At 44.5% G+C, this 15,983-nt stretch carries 15 protein-coding genes; 5 read left to right on the top strand and 10 right to left on the bottom strand.

Annotation, left to right across the window (positions count from 1 at the left end):
- Positions 1–24: 24 nt before the first annotated feature.
- Both LAY41_RS18770 and LAY41_RS18765 read right to left on the bottom strand, forming a co-directional pair.
- A complete protein-coding gene (locus LAY41_RS18770) occupies positions 25–1,404 on the bottom strand; it encodes a sensor histidine kinase (RefSeq protein ID WP_249101354.1) in 1,380 nt (459 codons plus the stop codon).
- 91 nt (positions 1,405–1,495) lie between these two features.
- Positions 1,496–1,948 (bottom strand): hypothetical protein, encoded by a 453-nt coding sequence (locus LAY41_RS18765; protein WP_249101350.1) that lies wholly within the window; start codon positions 1,946–1,948, stop codon positions 1,496–1,498.
- 166 nt (positions 1,949–2,114) lie between these two features.
- On the opposite strand from LAY41_RS18765, the gene LAY41_RS18760 reads away from it, so the two are divergent.
- The gene (locus LAY41_RS18760; protein ID WP_249101347.1) at positions 2,115–2,309 is read left to right on the top strand and encodes a hypothetical protein; all 195 of its coding nucleotides are present in this window, start codon (positions 2,115–2,117) and stop codon (positions 2,307–2,309) included.
- Between the two features lie 77 nt (positions 2,310–2,386).
- On the opposite strand, the gene LAY41_RS18755 is transcribed toward LAY41_RS18760, so the two are convergent.
- On the bottom strand, positions 2,387–2,794 hold the full coding sequence (locus LAY41_RS18755) for a hypothetical protein (RefSeq protein WP_249101345.1): 408 nt from the start codon (positions 2,792–2,794) through the stop codon (positions 2,387–2,389).
- Positions 2,795–2,950: 156 nt separating this feature from the next.
- Here LAY41_RS18755 and LAY41_RS18750 point away from each other — a divergent pair, with 156 nt between their 5' ends.
- Positions 2,951–3,103, top strand: a complete 153-nt coding sequence (locus LAY41_RS18750; RefSeq protein ID WP_249101342.1) for a hypothetical protein — start codon at positions 2,951–2,953, stop codon at positions 3,101–3,103.
- A 184-nt stretch (positions 3,104–3,287) separates the two neighbouring features.
- Here LAY41_RS18750 and LAY41_RS18745 read toward each other — a convergent pair whose 3' ends face one another.
- Positions 3,288–3,989 (bottom strand): phytanoyl-CoA dioxygenase family protein, encoded by a 702-nt coding sequence (locus LAY41_RS18745; RefSeq protein ID WP_249101339.1) that lies wholly within the window; start codon positions 3,987–3,989, stop codon positions 3,288–3,290.
- Positions 3,990–4,638: 649 nt separating this feature from the next.
- On the opposite strand from LAY41_RS18745, the gene LAY41_RS18740 reads away from it, so the two are divergent.
- Positions 4,639–5,388 (top strand): WecB/TagA/CpsF family glycosyltransferase, encoded by a 750-nt coding sequence (locus LAY41_RS18740; RefSeq protein WP_249101336.1) that lies wholly within the window; start codon positions 4,639–4,641, stop codon positions 5,386–5,388.
- A 312-nt stretch (positions 5,389–5,700) separates the two neighbouring features.
- On the opposite strand, the gene LAY41_RS18735 is transcribed toward LAY41_RS18740, so the two are convergent.
- Together LAY41_RS18735 and LAY41_RS18730 are read right to left on the bottom strand one after the other, a co-directional pair.
- Positions 5,701–7,605, bottom strand: coding sequence for an ABC transporter ATP-binding protein (locus tag LAY41_RS18735; protein WP_249101333.1), 1,905 nt, complete (start codon positions 7,603–7,605; stop codon positions 5,701–5,703).
- Positions 7,606–7,916: 311 nt separating this feature from the next.
- Positions 7,917–8,483 carry a hypothetical protein gene (locus tag LAY41_RS18730; RefSeq protein WP_249101330.1) on the bottom strand — a complete coding sequence of 189 codons (567 nt, stop codon included), beginning with the start codon at positions 8,481–8,483 and terminating at the stop codon, positions 7,917–7,919.
- A 388-nt stretch (positions 8,484–8,871) separates the two neighbouring features.
- Between LAY41_RS18730 and LAY41_RS18725 the strand changes: the two genes are divergently transcribed.
- The gene (locus LAY41_RS18725) at positions 8,872–11,247 is read left to right on the top strand and encodes a dynamin family protein (protein ID WP_249101327.1); all 2,376 of its coding nucleotides are present in this window, start codon (positions 8,872–8,874) and stop codon (positions 11,245–11,247) included.
- Between the two features lie 103 nt (positions 11,248–11,350).
- Here the strand turns inward: LAY41_RS18725 and LAY41_RS18720 are convergent, their stop codons facing one another.
- Together LAY41_RS18720 and LAY41_RS18715 are read right to left on the bottom strand one after the other, a co-directional pair.
- Positions 11,351–11,677 (bottom strand): type II toxin-antitoxin system RelE/ParE family toxin, encoded by a 327-nt coding sequence (locus LAY41_RS18720; protein ID WP_249101324.1) that lies wholly within the window; start codon positions 11,675–11,677, stop codon positions 11,351–11,353.
- Positions 11,674–11,964 carry a type II toxin-antitoxin system Phd/YefM family antitoxin gene (locus tag LAY41_RS18715; RefSeq protein ID WP_249101322.1) on the bottom strand — a complete coding sequence of 97 codons (291 nt, stop codon included), beginning with the start codon at positions 11,962–11,964 and terminating at the stop codon, positions 11,674–11,676. Before LAY41_RS18715 ends, LAY41_RS18720 begins: the two co-directional genes overlap by 4 nt.
- 432 nt (positions 11,965–12,396) lie before the next feature.
- Here LAY41_RS18715 and LAY41_RS18710 point away from each other — a divergent pair, with 432 nt between their 5' ends.
- Positions 12,397–12,864, top strand: coding sequence for a pentapeptide repeat-containing protein (locus tag LAY41_RS18710; RefSeq protein ID WP_249101319.1), 468 nt, complete (start codon positions 12,397–12,399; stop codon positions 12,862–12,864).
- 330 nt (positions 12,865–13,194) lie between these two features.
- Here LAY41_RS18710 and LAY41_RS18705 read toward each other — a convergent pair whose 3' ends face one another.
- Positions 13,195–14,190, bottom strand: a complete 996-nt coding sequence (locus tag LAY41_RS18705; protein ID WP_249101316.1) for a glycosyltransferase — start codon at positions 14,188–14,190, stop codon at positions 13,195–13,197.
- A 419-nt stretch (positions 14,191–14,609) separates the two neighbouring features.
- Positions 14,610–15,896, bottom strand: a complete 1,287-nt coding sequence (locus LAY41_RS18700) for a Glu/Leu/Phe/Val family dehydrogenase (RefSeq protein WP_249101314.1) — start codon at positions 15,894–15,896, stop codon at positions 14,610–14,612.
- Positions 15,897–15,983: the final 87 nt, after the last annotated feature.

Below are 15,983 nucleotides of genomic sequence, written 5' to 3'. Positions count from 1 at the left end.
TGACCGATGACTAATGACCGATGACTAATGTGTTTCCAGTCGGTACTGCGGCAAAGTAAGGGTAACAATTGTGCCTCGATTGAGGGTACTTTCGATGCGAATATGACCGTGGTGATTTTCTACAATAGCAGCTGCGATCGCCAACCCCAATCCCGACCCAGTTGCGGTACCGCGAGTGCGTGCCGGATCGACTCGATAGAAGCGATCGAATATGTGAGGTAAGGCGTCTTCTGGAATACCGATACCAGTATCCGTAACTTTGATTTGCAGTTGGGGATGGTTGCTTCGGCGTATAATTCTTTGCAATTCCACGTCAACTTTACCCTCTGTCGGTGTGTATTGCAGGGCGTTACCAATTAAATTTGTAAACAGACGCGCTAGCCGATCCCAATCTCCCTGAAGCGTAAAAAAGTCTTCTTCTGTCTCCTCAAAAGTGCTGCTTGATGCAGTCACCATATCCAGAGAGAGGGCGATACCTTTTTCTGATGCAACCAGCTGCTGTTCTTCTATAACTTCCATTAATAAGGCGTCGAGAGGACAGAGTGAAAAGCTCGGCTGTACAATGCCGCTATCCTGTCTGGCCAGAAACAGCAAGTCGTCCACCAAACGCCCCAGCCGCTTGGTTAGCCGTTCTACTACTTTCAACTGCTGTCGGTGTTGTTCAGACGATCGATCGGGATCTGCCAATGCTACCTGCACGTTGGTTTGAATCATCGCAATTGGACTTCTGAGTTCGTGAGAAGCGTCAGATGTGAATTGCTTGAGGCGTTGGTAGGACTCGCGTACCGGCTCCATTGCCAAACCTGAAAGCAACCAGCCGATCGCGGCAACGGAAATCACCATTACACTGATACCCAGGCTCAAATCGAGTATCAGCTGACGGCTTGGTTTTGTCACTTCAAACCAGGGATGGCTGACACGCAAATATCCCAGTACTTGTCGCCCCATCTGCACTCTTTCTGTTACCTGTCGCAAGAGGGTGGGGACTCTTGACTGGGCTACCTTTTCCCTCACCCTCTGGTTCTCTGTTCCTCTGAAAACTCGGACTGTTTCACCCGTGCGGTTGGCGTGAATGGGAACATTCAGCGGTTCCAAGAAAGTTGACCACAGCAATTCGCCGGTGGGACTGAACCACTCTAGATCGATGCGATCGTCCTCTACGGTATCCTCATTGTCTCGAAAACTGGCCTCTATGTTGACGCGGGATTTGTCATCAGCAGGGGAGGCTGAGTCTATGACGAGCGATCGCACCACCACTTCCACCACATGGTTGAGAGTATCATCAACCCGCTCAATTAAAGTGCTGCGGACATATAAATAAACACCAGTCGCAAACAGCAGCAGCAACACTGCCGTGACAGCGGTGTACCAAATGGCGAGGCGGCGGCGAGTAGCTTGAAACACGATCGAAACTTAAACAGGTCGGTAAATATTTATAGCACCTTTTTCATTACCGAGCCAATTATTTTTTAATTTTGAATTAGCAATGAGGTTTTTATGACTCATTGTCCGCCCAACTAAAATCAAACTCTACGGGTCTACACATAACTTCCTCATAACAAATTCGGGGCGGAAAGCCAGGAGTAAATATGCACCCCGAAGCCAGACAACAGGCTGGCTCGGAGTGACAGACAATCAGTATGCCTTCATAGTCAGGATCGTATTCTTTGACAATTTCTTCAGCACCAAATATCTTAATTAATGGCTCGTTTTGAAGCATTATTCCCAGCGGCAACTCAACTTCTTGTGCAAACTCACTTCGAGCGTCCAAGTTGACGATGACAACACAGCGACCGTGTTCTATCCATCCTTTCCAAGCCAACGCACCCAGGATAATGTGTCTGGATTCTACTAACATTTCTCCACAAATTTCGAGCCCCAGCTTCAGTTGTTCTTCAAAGGAATCTAATTGCAGGTCTCGCTCTACGCGATTATATTTATAGTTCATAAAACCCTCGTAATTAAGCCTTGGTAAACCACAACGATAGAAAAGCTTTTTTCCTAATTTGCGAAGGAAATCAGCTTGCCTCAATGCTCCATGCGGGCAGCAAAAAGTACCTGAAAGACGAGTAATGGCTTGAGAATATTATCTCCAACATACTCTGAATGAAGATATGGTGAATCTGTCTGAAGTGACAAATACCAAATCATACCAAGGAGGTGTACCAACCAAGGCTAGAGGCCAATTCAGTATTCGCGATCGGGATGATAAACCGGGTTTCTTTGTTTTTCAAGGTCGATATTTCGTTGCTCTAACCCGCATATTCCCCGTTTCTGTCATTACTGAATCGGTCATTGGTCTTTGGTAGATTTCGCCCTACATGGGGGAGTATGTACCAAAAACTAATGACCAACTTAATAAAAACTTTTCCTCTTACTTAAGGAGTTATGAAGCTCCACGAACGTTTGGCAGAGTTGGACGAACGGGAGGTGCAGCAGCTCCATAAGTGACTCTGCAACCAATATTAAAGATACTGGAGCCGCATTCAAGTGGCACTACTTCACCTCGGAGCATGGCGCTACAGCTGACATAACCATCACTGTTAGTGTCCTCGATCATGCACTCAATCGGTGCGGCACCTGCACGCTCTGACCAACTCTTCATGCCCATACCTCCAACTATGTGCGCCCAAAAGAAATTGAGCAGAAACAAGCCCACAAAAATGGAAACAAGTGCAGTAGCAATTAACCCTACTCTGATTTTCCAACTGGAAAAATAATTTTTGAAATTAGCTGCCAGATTAGGCTGTACAGCCGGAGAGACATTTGTTTTTTGTTCTTGTGTTTCAGACATGGGAGTGATTCTCTAAAATTCATTGAGAACAATTTATTAGGTTTTAGGAGTCCTATCAACCTGTTACGATCGTAATCGATCGCAAGTCGGTCGGTACAGGGGAATACCTCCATAGAATGACTATCCAGCCAGCCCTCTTTTTCTCTGGGGGCGACTTTGAGCGTAATTACCCCTGTTTCCAAGAGCCAGCCGCCAGCAGACCCCCCAGCAATGCCTAATCCCTTGTCATATCGGGCAGCCGTTCAAGTTCATGCTCCGAAACAACCTCCTGTGGCTTCGTTAAGCGCCTTGGCTTTGATTGTAGAATAGTGAAGGCATTAAGAGCCTATCCGAAAAGTAGATTTACGAGATTCTTAAAATAAAACCTCAAATCGTACAGATATCATCCAAAACCCTCACCTTTATACCATTGTTGTTGCTAACTCAGTATTTTGAAGTAATTCAGCAGCAATATCTTCCTGTTCGGAATACCGATCGAAAAACTTCCACTCGACTAGGAGCCATACCATTCTAAACCGTCTGGTAGTCCTTCAGCAGCAAATTCGATGTGGATGACACGGCGATGGCGAGGATTTCGTGCAGGTTGGGAAGCATGAACTAGCAAGGGTTTCATCGCCATAACTCCACCGCAACCGACGGGACAAGTAACAGTGTTGACTTTCAAACTTTGGATGATTTCCGGTTTTAAATATCCCAGATTATGGGAACCAGGAATAACTTGTAAAGGTGCGTTGTCCGCCAAAGTATCGTCCAGATGAATGCGTAATGTTAGCATTCTTTCCAAAATAGGAATGGGAGGTTGGACGTGGTGAACGCCGTCTTTAATCGACCAGGTTCTGAACCTGGGTATATTAATACGTTGCTTTACTGCGATGGTCATATCCTGATGCCAGGAAACACCCCAATTAGCTTGTGGGTTTTTGTCGAAAAAGATACCCCTCACGGGAAAAGCTTTTTTACCGAGTATTGGTTCGACAAGATTGCGAATAGGAACTTCCCAACAGAGTTGTCGCACCATCGGAATCGCTTCCAATAGGCGACGCATTGCATAACCTTTGGCATCACTACTCTGCATTGCAGATTGCAGAGAGTTTTTTAACGCCTCGATTTGGTTAGTGCCAATAACTCCTTCGACTATGCTAAATCCATACTGTTCTATTTCCTGACGATATGTGATTGTGGATAGTTGTTGCATAATCAAAAGATAGATGATTAAGGATAATTTTCAGACATCAATCCCATCCCATAATTCAGATATGGGGAACGTTTGTCCTGCTTTCGCTTGGTGAAGTGAATCCTTAGCATAATAATTCCGAAAGACCCCACCGTTTTGATAATTTTTCCCAATTTTAATCCAAAATACAGTCATTCTATCCTGAACTTGAACAACTTTTGTGTATAACAGAAGTAGGTAGAAAGAAGCAGTTAAATTATTTGGCCAAAGAAACTGCTTAGTAGGCGATCTATATGTCTAATCGCTACAACAATAACAAATCTCCCTTTGTCCGAATTGTCTACTCAAAGGTCAAAATTAACGGTAAAGTGCAGTTGGTGCCGCTGGAGCTTTATGCTGATCGTTCGCTCAGATCATCTGTTTGATTGCTACTTACTCCCGGAGCGCCAGAAGAATATCTATGTTGGGAAGGGCTCCGCATTCCGGGCGAAAACTTATGTGTCAGGCGACAGATTATCACCGGAATGCGGAGCCCCTACATAATCTTGTAGCGCGAAGGGAGTAAGCGGAAAAAGTGAGAAAAAACTGTTGAGTAGGATCTTTCTTGAGAAGTACACAGAAACACTGTGTCGAGGTAAACTATGCAGCATAGATGTGGTGATGTGAGGTTGTGCAAAAACAGGTTATAACTCAGACGCCCCAACCGTTTTCCGTACTGGGACTTCCGGTACATCTGTTGGAGGACTATTCAGGTTGGCTGCTCTCGCGGTTGCACGAACAACTGGGCGGTCATGTGGTGACCCTAAATGCTGAGATGAGCATACAGGCAGAGCGTAACGCTTCTTTGGCCAGTGCGATTCACCAGGCGGATCTGGTTATACCCGATGGCTCTGGAGTGGTACTATATTTGTTGTTCCAAGGCAAGCGGGTGCAGCGTTGTCCGGGTATTGAACTGGCAGAGTCTCTGTTGTGGCAAGCTGGGCAGTTGGGGAAGTCGTGGCCGGTGTTTTTCTATGGAGGCGCACCTGGGGTAGCCCAGGCGGCTGCAGAGGTGTGGCGGCGGCGAGTGACCGGATTGACTTTAGCAGGTTCCCAACACGGTTACCTCTCACCTGGGGAAGAAGAAGAACTGCTACAAACTCTCAAGGCTCTACAACCCCGCCTGATTTTTGTTGGTTTGGGCGTGCCGCGTCAAGAGTTGTGGATTGCCGAACATCGCCACCTCTGCCCTCAAGCTGCTTGGATTGGTGTAGGCGGCAGTTTTGATATCTGGGCTGGGATCAAGTCTCGCGCCCCAGCTTGGTTCCGAAACAATCATTTGGAGTGGTTGTATCGTTTGTATCAGGAACCTTGGCGCTGGCGACGGATGTTGGCTTTACCGCAGTTTGTTTGGCGAGCTTTGGTGACGAGTTTGGCTTGAAAACAAAGGAAAAGGGAAAAAGGGCAAAGGGAAAAAGGATTGTTCCTTTCACTTTTGCTCTTTGATATCATGTCCGGTAGCATCGATTGTCTAAAAAAATCGCTCTCTTATCTGCGTTTATCTGTCTTCATCTGCGGTAAAAATTTCATCCCCGATGACAACAGACAATTTCCCGTATCACTATTACACTAACGATGCAACCGGACACGATATGACCAATTTGAGATTTAAGATTTTAAATCGTCAATTCAAAATAAATTTGAAATCTCCAATTTTTAAATCTGAAATTTCCCAATGACTAATGACTAATGACTAGCTAGAGCTAACTGCCGATCGCTGCCGCTGCTGAATCCGCTCCAGAGTTCCGACGGGAATAGAGGCAATCAGCTGGCGGGTGTATTCTTTTTCGGGTTGGCGATAAATGAGTTCTGCTGGGCCAATTTCTTCGATATTGCCTTGATTCATCACCATGATGCGATCGCTCATAAATTTTACCACGCTGAGGTCGTGGGAAATAAAAATATAAGTCAGACCAAACTCTTCCTGCACTTCTTTCAAAAGATTCAACACTTGCGCCTGTACCGAAACATCCAAAGCGGAAACAGATTCGTCGCAAATGATAAATTTAGGATTGAGAGCCAAGGCGCGGGCAATGCACACCCGTTGTCGCTGACCGCCAGAAAACTCGTGAGGATAGCGGTTCATCAAGTTGGGATTTAAACCTACGCGCTCTAGGAGATAAGCGGCCCGATCGCGACGTTCTCGGTAGTTTTTGTTTATACTGTGAATCAGCAGGGGTTCCATCACCGCGTCCCCAACTTTCATACGCGGGTCGAGGGAGCTAAAGGGATTTTGGAAGACAATTTGCATCTCCCGCCGCAGCTTCTGTAACGTTTTCCCAGTCAGAGCCGTGATATCTCGACCTTCAAACAGGATTTTACCGCTCATCGGTTCGATCAATCGCAATAATGTGCGAGCCAAAGTAGTTTTGCCGCAACCGGATTCTCCCACCAAACCCAGGGTTTCGCCCTGATAAACGTCGAAGGAAACGTCGTTCACCGCCATAGCATAGCGTTGGGTGTTACCGAATATCCCCCGCACTGGGAAGCCAACCTGGAGATTGCGAACTTCTAGCAGTGCTGAGTGCTGAGTGGTGAGTAAAGATTCTCCTGGGTTCCTCTTCTCTGCCCCTCTGATGCCCTCCGGCGGTGCTTCCTTGCTTTTTTCCCTAATTTCCAATACTTCGCCTGTGGGAGCCGTCACGACTTCCATGTAGTCAGAAACGGTGGGTAGATATTTCAAATGCTGGTCTAGGCGGGGACGACAGGCTAGCAATCCTTTGGTGTAGGGATGCTGCGGACTGGAAAATATTTGCCACACCGGGCCATATTCGACAATTTTTCCTTGATACATTACCGCCACGGTATCGGCAATTTCCGCAATTACACTCAGGTCGTGGGTAATGAACATCATGGACATACCGCGTGCGTTAGATAATTCCAGCAGCAGTTCCAGGATAAAGGCTTGTACGGTTACGTCCAGTGCGGTGGTGGGTTCATCGGCAATTAAGAGGGTGGGATTGCAGGAGATAGCCATTGCAATCATCACCCGCTGAATCTGACCGCCGGAAAGTTGGTGGGGATAGCGATCGAGTATTGCCAGTTTTTCCTGGTTGATCTGCCCCAAGATTTCTCGTTCGTTTGGCTCTTGTGTGCCCGGTGATGGTTGCCAAGATTCTAAGTAGCGCTGGCGCAATATTTCATCGCTCTTCAGGAGCTTGACTTCTTGCAAAAGTGCTAGAGCTAACCGCCGCGCCTGAGCAGCGGATACGTTTTGATGCAGCCGAATTGCTTCCGTTAGCTGAAACCCGATCGTATAAACCGGGTTAAGAGAACTCATCGGTTCTTGGAAGATCATCGCAATTTCACCGCCCCGGTACTGCTGCATTTTCCCTTCCGGCAGTTGGAGCAGATTGACTGGTTCGACATCCGCCTCTGACTTGCGAAACCAAATTTCGCCGCTTGTTTTGCCGGGGTAAGGCACCAAACCCATTACGGCCAAAGATGTGACAGATTTGCCAGAACCTGACTCGCCTACTATTCCCAGAGTTTGTCCTCGTTTCACCTCAAAGGAGATGCCGTCAACGGCTTTGATCGATTTCTCATCGGTTGGAAATTGGACTTGCAGGTTACGGATGTCGAGAACAATGTCAGTCATGGAAATCAACCAATTTTAGATTTTAGATTTTAGATTTTAGATTTACCCTGCGTACTACCTACAACTGCTTTAGAGCCAATCTGAAAAGTCAGGTTTAAAGATTTTTTACCGCAGATGAAAGCAGATAAACGCAGATAAACGCAGATAAAAGACGGCTATTGAATGATTTTCTGATATCAAATCCGTCTTGCCTCGGAATTGTTAGTTTTGCTCCTCTGCTCAAGAGCCCCTCTGCCCCTCTGCGACTCTGCGGCCTTTATAGATATTCTTTCAGTCAGAAAGGAGTAAATGCGTTACTTCCGCTTAGCGGACTAGCGTCGCGGCGTCTGAGTCTGGTTTATCCGACCGTTTGGAGGTAGGGTTGTAGCATTGGAAATTTTATCGAAAACTGTTGCGTTGGTAGCAAAAGTAGCTGGTCTGGACACTCCAGGATTAGTGCCTTCTAGTTGTATCCTGAGCTTACCATCGGGGGTGAACTCAAAAATGGTTGGGGCTGTTTTATTATCTTTTGCGATCATGTCTATCTGCATAGGTGAAGTACCTGTGGACGCAACTCGGTATCTAAGTTCCATTGCAGGCGCTGGATTAGAGCTTGAGGGCAATACGATCAATAATTTGCCGTTTGGCCCAAAAACAAAGGTGAGTGTTTGACCGGACGCTGAAACTTTTGCTTGCCATTGTCCCATCAATCTTTGGTTAACGGTATTAGGATTGGCTGCTGGTCTAGCTTGTGAAACTAAGCGTGCAGTTAACGGTTGGGCACTTACTGAGTAGCCGAATGTGCTGAATAGGGCTAAAAGCAAGCCCGATGCGATCGAGCAGCCGATAACTGGGTATGCACGAGGACGATGATTTTGGTTGAGGACAGGGTTAGACATGAAGTTTAAGCACTCAAATCAATTCGATTTTAACAAGCCCTCTATTTGTGGTTAGTTGAGGTGCTGTATTTGCACCGACGCTGCGATCGCGCCCTTTGTGCCACTGGTATAGCAAAAGTCACTCATTCAAAAGTGAAATCCTTTCTGTGAATTGATTCTAGCGTTTTAGTACGTCCTAACTGCCCTGGCGGTTGCTATACTATGGGAGTACTATGGGCGAAAATACTAACTATATAACTAAGTAAGTGGGCATAATTAAACGTAAAACTGCCGGACTTAGAAACCCGGTTTCTTCAAGAAACCGGGTTTCTGGGTGTTCAGTTTATTTACGCCCACCTACTTAGAAGCGATATAACTGTTTAGTAGACACCAGCGGGGAGTGAGTCAAATGAAAGGTGATGTGCCCAAGCCTAGTGTGCAAGACCTGCAAACCCATATAGTTGACTTGCTGGGCCAAGTTACTGCCTCGATCGATCGGGCCAGTACAGGGCTGAAATCTGATAGTGCTAGCGAGAAATATGGCAAATTTCAGCGGGAAGTCAGCGAAGCAACCCGTAATGTAGCACAATTGGAACTCAGAATGGCGATCGTCGCGCCGATGAAGGCTGGTAAATCTACTATCATTAACGCGATCGTCGGTCAAGAGATTCTGCCCAGCCGCAACGCCGCCATGACAACTCTACCGACCGAGATTATTTGCGACCCTGAACTTAAAGAACCAACACTAATCCTAAGTTCCCATATCCAGGGAGTTTTCCGAGAAACATTTGTGGCTTTGCAGCGTAAAATAAATGATTTGGGGGCCGATCGAGTGCAGCAAAAAATTGCACAGTACCCTCACTTGGCAAAGTTGCCAGAAAAAATTCTGGGAATGTCTAAAATCTCAATCCACGAAAAAATTGCAGGGCGTCAGCAGATCATCAATAGTTTGCGTGCTTTAAACGATATTATCCGGCTGTGTAGCGTTTTAGATCCTCTGTCAGACCCGCTTCAGTCGCTGATGGATGTGCCGCGCATTTATACTCCATTTTGGCATTTCCAAAAAACTACCCAAGCAGAAAAGATCGGTAAATTAGTAATTGTGGATACGCCTGGGCCCAATGAAGCCGGTGAAAATCTCAGACTGGCAAATGTAGTTGCCGAACAGCTAAGAGCGAGTTCGGTAGTTTTGATTGTACTGAATTTTACTGGACTGAACACGAAGGCGGAAGAGGAAATTAAAAAGGATGTTCAGAAAGTTATAGATTTACGAGGTAAGGATAATTTATACGTCCTAGTGAATAAAGTTGACCAGCGCAAAGATGGCGACATGACACCAGAACAAGTGCGCCAGTTTGTCACTGCTGAATTTGGTTTGGGTGAGGCAGATAATACAAATAGAGTGTTTGAAATATCGGCTAGATGGGCATTTTCAGCAACTAATTTTCTGGTGGAGTCAGAACAAAATCCCGGTGTGGAAATTGCTCAAATGAAATCGGCCCGATCGCTTGCCCAAGACATATTCCCTATAGACTGGGAAGAAGAACTAGAAGAGACAACAGTAGAACAATTAAAACGTAAAGCTGAAAAGCTTTGGAAAAAATCAGGCTTCGATTCATTTTTGGAAAAAGCGATCAACGCACTGATGGTAGAAGCAGCGCCTCGTTGCATAGTATCTTCGCTCAACATTGCTCGCGGTCGTCTTGTGGAACTGCTTGAGGATATGCAGATCCGCAGCAGCGCTATGAACGAAGATGGAGAGAAATTACAGCTCGAAGTTCGGGCGCTGGAAACGGATATGTACAGCATTGAAGAGTGCCGCTCTCGTTTACAAGAAATAGATAAAATCAAAGACAATCTTTATGAGGAATTTAATAATATTTTGGAAGCAGTCAAAAAAGAAGGAAAAATGGGCGTAGAAACTTATTTTATTGAAGAGGAATATCAACGGGGTGATTTTTTGAAGAAAGGAGGTATAAAGGCCAAAACTTTTTTAACCTGGATTTCTAAACAGGTCAAATCTCCGCTAGAAATGAAGCGTCAGACTTCTATTGAATTCCCTACGCTCAGAGAAGCAGAAGATTTCGCAGATACAGCGGTGGCTTATGCCAAACAAAGAGTAGATATATTGTTAGATAAGGTGCGTGAAAATACGACCAAACAAATCGAACAAGCGCGTCAAGATATGATGCAGTTTTTGGATTCACAGACAAAACCGATTGTCGAGAGGGCACGTGAGCGTTTGAACGAAAATTTTAATTTGGAGCTATCGTTGCCCAATTTAAGATTAGAACCTGATTATTATATTGACTTGAACAAACCGCTGGTTATGCGTCATACGAGGACGATAGACCAGGGATATGCAGAAGTAGTTAGAAGTTCAAGGTCATTTTTACATTATTTATGGCTAGTTCCTTTTGAGGTGACAGAAAAAATCAAACGACCGAACAAGCAGGAAAATTTCTACACTGTTTCTCTGCAAGGGATAGTTTATGAAGTTAATAAGATAATAGACCAAAACATTAATACGATCAAACAGGGAATTAATCAGTACTTGGATGAGGATTTCCAGCAACGAATTGATGAATTTTTTAACGACTTGGATCGTTACCTGACTAACTACCGAGACAGCTTAAAACAGGCACAGTCAGATCAGAGGTTATCTATTGAGGCAAAGACAAAATTGATAGCATCTCTTAATTCCTTAGTTCCAGAACTTAAGGAACAAATCAAAAAGTCGGATGACTATCTGAAATACACAGAAGATTTAATGTCGGGTAAGTGATCGAGAAACCCTTATTTAATTAAATTTTTGTGGGATGGGCATATTGCCCGTCCATAACTATAATTTAGATGCGTGAGAGCTTAGCACTGTGTCTGATTTGTAGTTATTCTTCATCTTGAGCCAACAGGGGCTTTTGTGCTGCGTGCCGCACAAATATAATCTGAACAGTACCATCAATTATGGTAAAGAGAATCCTATAGGCATTGCCTCCCTTGCCATATATCAGTTGCCGGATCTCTTCCTCAAAAAAATCGTTCTCAAATGCAAGTGAGCAACGTGAAGGCATTTGTTCCAAGGACAATATAGCTTTGTACAATCCCTCCAACCACGATCTTGCTTTACGTGGGGAATATTCACCAAACCAAAAATATGCTTCTTCTATGGCCTGTTGAGCTTCAGGCTGTATGACTATCTGAAATTTTTTACTCATTTAGAACTGTCTAGCCGATCGAACAGTTCGCTGAAAAATTCTTCGGCATTTTTGCCTTTTCCCTGCTTCATTTGTTCAAGACCGAGCTTAATCCCTTTAAGCGTCTCAAGCAACTCAGCAGCGTCAACAAGTGCCTGATAGGATTCTGCGTCTTGCACTACCAGTTCCGCTTTGCCGTTAACGGTCAGCACCAATGGGTGTTTGGTCACCTTAATGTGCTTGAGGAATTCGGTCGTATTGCGCTTAAAATCCGTAAGCGAATGAATATCTTTTGAAAGGTCTATCATAGCACTCGCATCTAATGAGCATCTAATTAGATGCTATTATAGCTTCGATACCAGATCGAAGTAAATCCTTCTCCCTTAATTACGTTATCGGTCATTCAGTTTCTCTCCCGCTCTCCCGCTCTCCCACTCTCCTGCTCCCCCACTCAAGAGCAGCGCTGCACGCATAGTTAAAACCGAAGAGCCGGATGGATTGTTGGCCTAAGCTTGGTGTGTGAAGCGATCGGTCCAGCATAGTTAGATTGACTAAATCAGCATTTAGGACTCAGTAGCAGTGACCTAGCGCACACAACCGGACTGTACAGGATCGATACTATAACATTTGTATCATCACAACCAACCTGTGGCCTCGGTCAACATCTGAATCTAAATGAGTGAGATAATAAAAGAGTGAGGAAAAAAACCGCACCAACCTTTTGAGGAAGGGGCAAAATTATGAAACTTTTTCATGCAGCAACCCTAAGCTTACTCGCTCCCCTATTTTTGAGTGGCTCAGCTCTCGCCTTCGATCCGCTTCACGTACAACGGTTATTGTCAACTGGGGAATGTTTTCGATGCGATCTATCTGGGGCCGATCTCAGTCGGGCACATTTAATTGGGGCCGATCTCAGAGAAGCCAATTTGCAAGGAGCAAACCTCGCTGGCACTAACCTAGAAGGCGCTGATTTGACTCGTGCCAATTTGACAGGTGCTAACTTAACTCAAGCTTTTCTTACCAACGTCGATTTTAAGCAAGCAAATCTCGACGAGGTAAATTTGAGTCGCGCTACGATTTATGACGCGAATGTGTTCGGCGCATCAATGAATAATCTTGATATCACTGATGCCAATATCTTTAACACTGCGATCGGCATTGGCGGTGAAGATGGGGCGGAAATCCCAGATTGGCCAAGGCTGGATTGAGTCCCTACCTATAGCAAAGTGCTGAGTGCTTCGGCTTTAGTGCTGAGTACAAACACAGTCCTTTCCTTGATTTGAGCAACCCCCTTTATCTCGATCTGCTGTAGAGACGTTTCATGAAACGTCTCTACAATTTATATCATGTCCGGTAGCATCGATTGCAAGAGAAAAATCTCTCTGTTATCTGCGTTTATCTGCGTTCCAGAGTCTTCATCTGCGGTAAAAATTTAACCATTGATGACAACAGACAATTTCCCGTATCACTCTTACACTAACGATGCAACCGGACACGATATTACTCATAAAAGGGGGGTAATAAACCCGGATTCCGTATCAGCTAAAAAACTTTTTCCTCAACTTGCTACTAATTCTCTGAGTGAGTAGTTTAGCAATACGCATTCTCGTCAAGCTCTTAATATTGGGCGAGTAATGTTTTTTACTGTCAAAAAAATCATTGATATCTTCTAAAATTACCTGTAACCGTTTAACGATATTTTCAGCCCGATACTCTGCAAGAACCTGTTCCGACAATCTGAGCGATCCTGAATTTTCTAGCACTTTTAAAATCCGCTGAACATCATACTCTTTTGAATACCCAGCAATTTTATAGCAATTAAATCCTGGATCTAAGTAATCCGATAGTCCACCATTCACACTAGAAAAAACCTGACAACCACAGGCGAGAGCTTCCATTGGTTGCAGACCAAATCCTTCGCTCACTCCCTGTTGCGCCCAGTACTCACCAGAGTCGTAGAGATAAACCTTTGCTCGATTGAAAAGTCCTGTTAAATCTTTCACATAGGAATCAACAACGAATACGTTACACTGCTTTTGCAATGCTGGAATTAAATCCTGAATTAAATACTCAGAAGATTTACGAGCTTGAACTAACACATCAATATCCCGATTTTGGTTAATGTTTTCAAATTCATCAGAAATCTGATTTGGCAAATAATAAATGAGTGAATTAGGAGAATTTTGTCCCCAATATCCCATTGTATTTCGGCTCACAGTGATGATGGGAATACTTGAAGGAAGCGTGAATTTGTATCCCGCACTGTGGGCATGGTAAACAACATTATAGGTTTTTAGCTTGGCAGCAAGTTTGGGAATATCAAATCCCCAGCTAATCACAAAAATGACATCATCTAAGTCTTTCTGTTTTAGTAAGTCATCTAAGAAAAGCGTGTCTTTTTCCCGTTGGCGGTAAGTGACAACCTCAGCACTGCAAATCTGCTTAGCAAGATTGAATGTTTTTAACTCTGCCCAAAGACCACCGCAGGCAAACTTGCCACCTGTCCCAGGAACTAAGAAGTACAGTTTCCTCATTACACCACCTTCCGAGAATGCGTTAGCGTATTGCGCTAATATTAACGCAAGTTGCTAGTTATTTGCATGGCTGGTATGTTGTTGCGCTAAAGCGCTCTTATCCCAGTTGTAATAAGAGCGCTTTAGCGCAACAACGTACCAAAGAGCAGCCCAAATCTTATAACTAGCAACTTACGTTATTAGCTGAGTATTGGCTAAGAGCAAATATGGACAGCGATTTTTTGGCTTTTCTAACTGGCGTTGGTTTGCTTATCCTGTATCTGATCTTCTCGGCGTTGACCGAAATGGGTACAAAACTGCCTTGGAAGAAATAAAAAAAGAAAGGATCTGAATCGCGTGGTTAAAGTGTAGGTTGTTGCGCTTTAGCGCTAAAGCGCAACAACGTACCAATAACACAAAACGATCGCTCTTTTCTACCCTTACCCATTCACGTAATAATCTCTAGTTCCCTTAGTATTAATCGCTTCACCCAAACGATTCAGCGCATGAATATAAGCAGCAGTTCGCATGGAAACCGATAATTCCTGAGCAATCTTCCAAATATTCTCTGTTTCCTCAATCATTTTGTCCTTCAATCGTTGATTCACTTCCGCCAGTGTCCAATAAAGTCCGCTGCGATTTTGCACCCACTCAAAATAGCTAACTGTCACGCCCCCTGCATTCACCAAAATGTCGGGAACGATATAAATTCCTTTTTCTTCTAAAATTCGATCGGCAGCAGATGTTACCGGCCCATTGGCAACTTCAAATATAAACTTTGCTTTGATATCGTTTGCATTCTCTTCCGTAATTTGCTTTTCCAAAGCTGCTGGAACAAGTACATCCACATCTAAAGCTAAAAGTTCTGCATTGGTGAGAACTTGATGTTCGACAACGCTACAAACTGTGCCTTCACAATAGACTGCGTGCATACCTTTGATAAATTCTTTGCAGCGTCGAATGCTGCGAATATCTAAACCTTGTTTGGCATAAATTCCGCCTTGAGAATCGCTTACCGCCACTATTTTATAACCATTTATTGCTAGTAATTCTGCCAGCACACCACCAGCGTTACCAAATCCTTGCACTGCTACCGTGGTTTCTCTGGGTAGCTTGTCAAATTTGGACATAATGGTTTCAATAACAAAAAAAGCTCCGGTTGCAGTGGCGGTATCTCGACCTAAACTTCCGCCTATCGTAACTGGTTTTCCGGTGACAACGGCTGGGGTAATTTGCCTCTTGATAATATTGTATTGATCCATCATCCAACCCATGATCGTCGGGTTGGTATAAACATCGGGTGCTAGAATATCAACATCAGGGCCAATAAAGTCTGCGATCGCATCTATATAACCGCGACTCAAACGTTCCAACTCCAGTCTCGATAACGTTTTGGGGTTCAGCGTCACCCCACCTTTAGCACCGCCAAAAGGCAGATTCAACGCGGCACATTTAAACGTCATCCAGAACGCTAAAGATGTGACTTCATCCATTGAAACGTTTGGATGATACCGAACTCCTCCCTTGGTTGGCCCTCTGGTATCGTCATACCGAACCCGATAACCCTGAAAAATCTTCAAAGAACCATTATCCATTCGCACGGGAATAGACACTCTTAAACTTGCTTTGGGAAATTTTAAGTGTTCGATCGCATCATCTGAAATTGAGACGTATTTTAGTGCCTTTTCTAGTCTTTGACTAGCATCAGCAAATAGGGAATTTTCCATATCATGTTTTTGATTTAATATAAGTATATTTAAGCACATTCTCCTAATAATTAGTGTAACAATTTAATAAGCCGATCGGCAAGTCTA

Origin of the sequence: Argonema galeatum A003/A1, assembly GCF_023333595.1 — a bacterium.
GTDB classification, from domain to species: domain Bacteria; phylum Cyanobacteriota; class Cyanobacteriia; order Cyanobacteriales; family Aerosakkonemataceae; genus Argonema; species Argonema galeatum.
This window is presented reverse-complemented; position numbering and strand designations above follow the sequence as displayed.

Excerpts from the sequence above, each read along its gene's own strand:
- LAY41_RS18765 (WP_249101350.1), bottom strand. The coding sequence starts at position 1,948 with ATGAACTATAAATATAATCGCGTAGAGCGAGACCTGCAATTAGATTCC.
- LAY41_RS18725 (WP_249101327.1), top strand. The coding sequence starts at position 8,872 with ATGAAAGGTGATGTGCCCAAGCCTAGTGTGCAAGACCTGCAAACCCAT.
- LAY41_RS18760 (WP_249101347.1), top strand. The coding sequence starts at position 2,115 with ATGGTGAATCTGTCTGAAGTGACAAATACCAAATCATACCAAGGAGGT.
- LAY41_RS18720 (WP_249101324.1), bottom strand. The coding sequence starts at position 11,677 with ATGAGTAAAAAATTTCAGATAGTCATACAGCCTGAAGCTCAACAGGCC.
- LAY41_RS18710 (WP_249101319.1), top strand. The coding sequence starts at position 12,397 with ATGAAACTTTTTCATGCAGCAACCCTAAGCTTACTCGCTCCCCTATTT.
- LAY41_RS18700 (WP_249101314.1), bottom strand. The coding sequence starts at position 15,896 with ATGGAAAATTCCCTATTTGCTGATGCTAGTCAAAGACTAGAAAAGGCA.
- LAY41_RS18735 (WP_249101333.1), bottom strand. The coding sequence starts at position 7,605 with ATGACTGACATTGTTCTCGACATCCGTAACCTGCAAGTCCAATTTCCA.
- LAY41_RS18715 (WP_249101322.1), bottom strand. The coding sequence starts at position 11,964 with ATGATAGACCTTTCAAAAGATATTCATTCGCTTACGGATTTTAAGCGC.
- LAY41_RS18705 (WP_249101316.1), bottom strand. The coding sequence starts at position 14,190 with ATGAGGAAACTGTACTTCTTAGTTCCTGGGACAGGTGGCAAGTTTGCC.
- LAY41_RS18745 (WP_249101339.1), bottom strand. The coding sequence starts at position 3,989 with ATGCAACAACTATCCACAATCACATATCGTCAGGAAATAGAACAGTAT.
- LAY41_RS18755 (WP_249101345.1), bottom strand. The coding sequence starts at position 2,794 with ATGTCTGAAACACAAGAACAAAAAACAAATGTCTCTCCGGCTGTACAG.
- LAY41_RS18730 (WP_249101330.1), bottom strand. The coding sequence starts at position 8,483 with ATGTCTAACCCTGTCCTCAACCAAAATCATCGTCCTCGTGCATACCCA.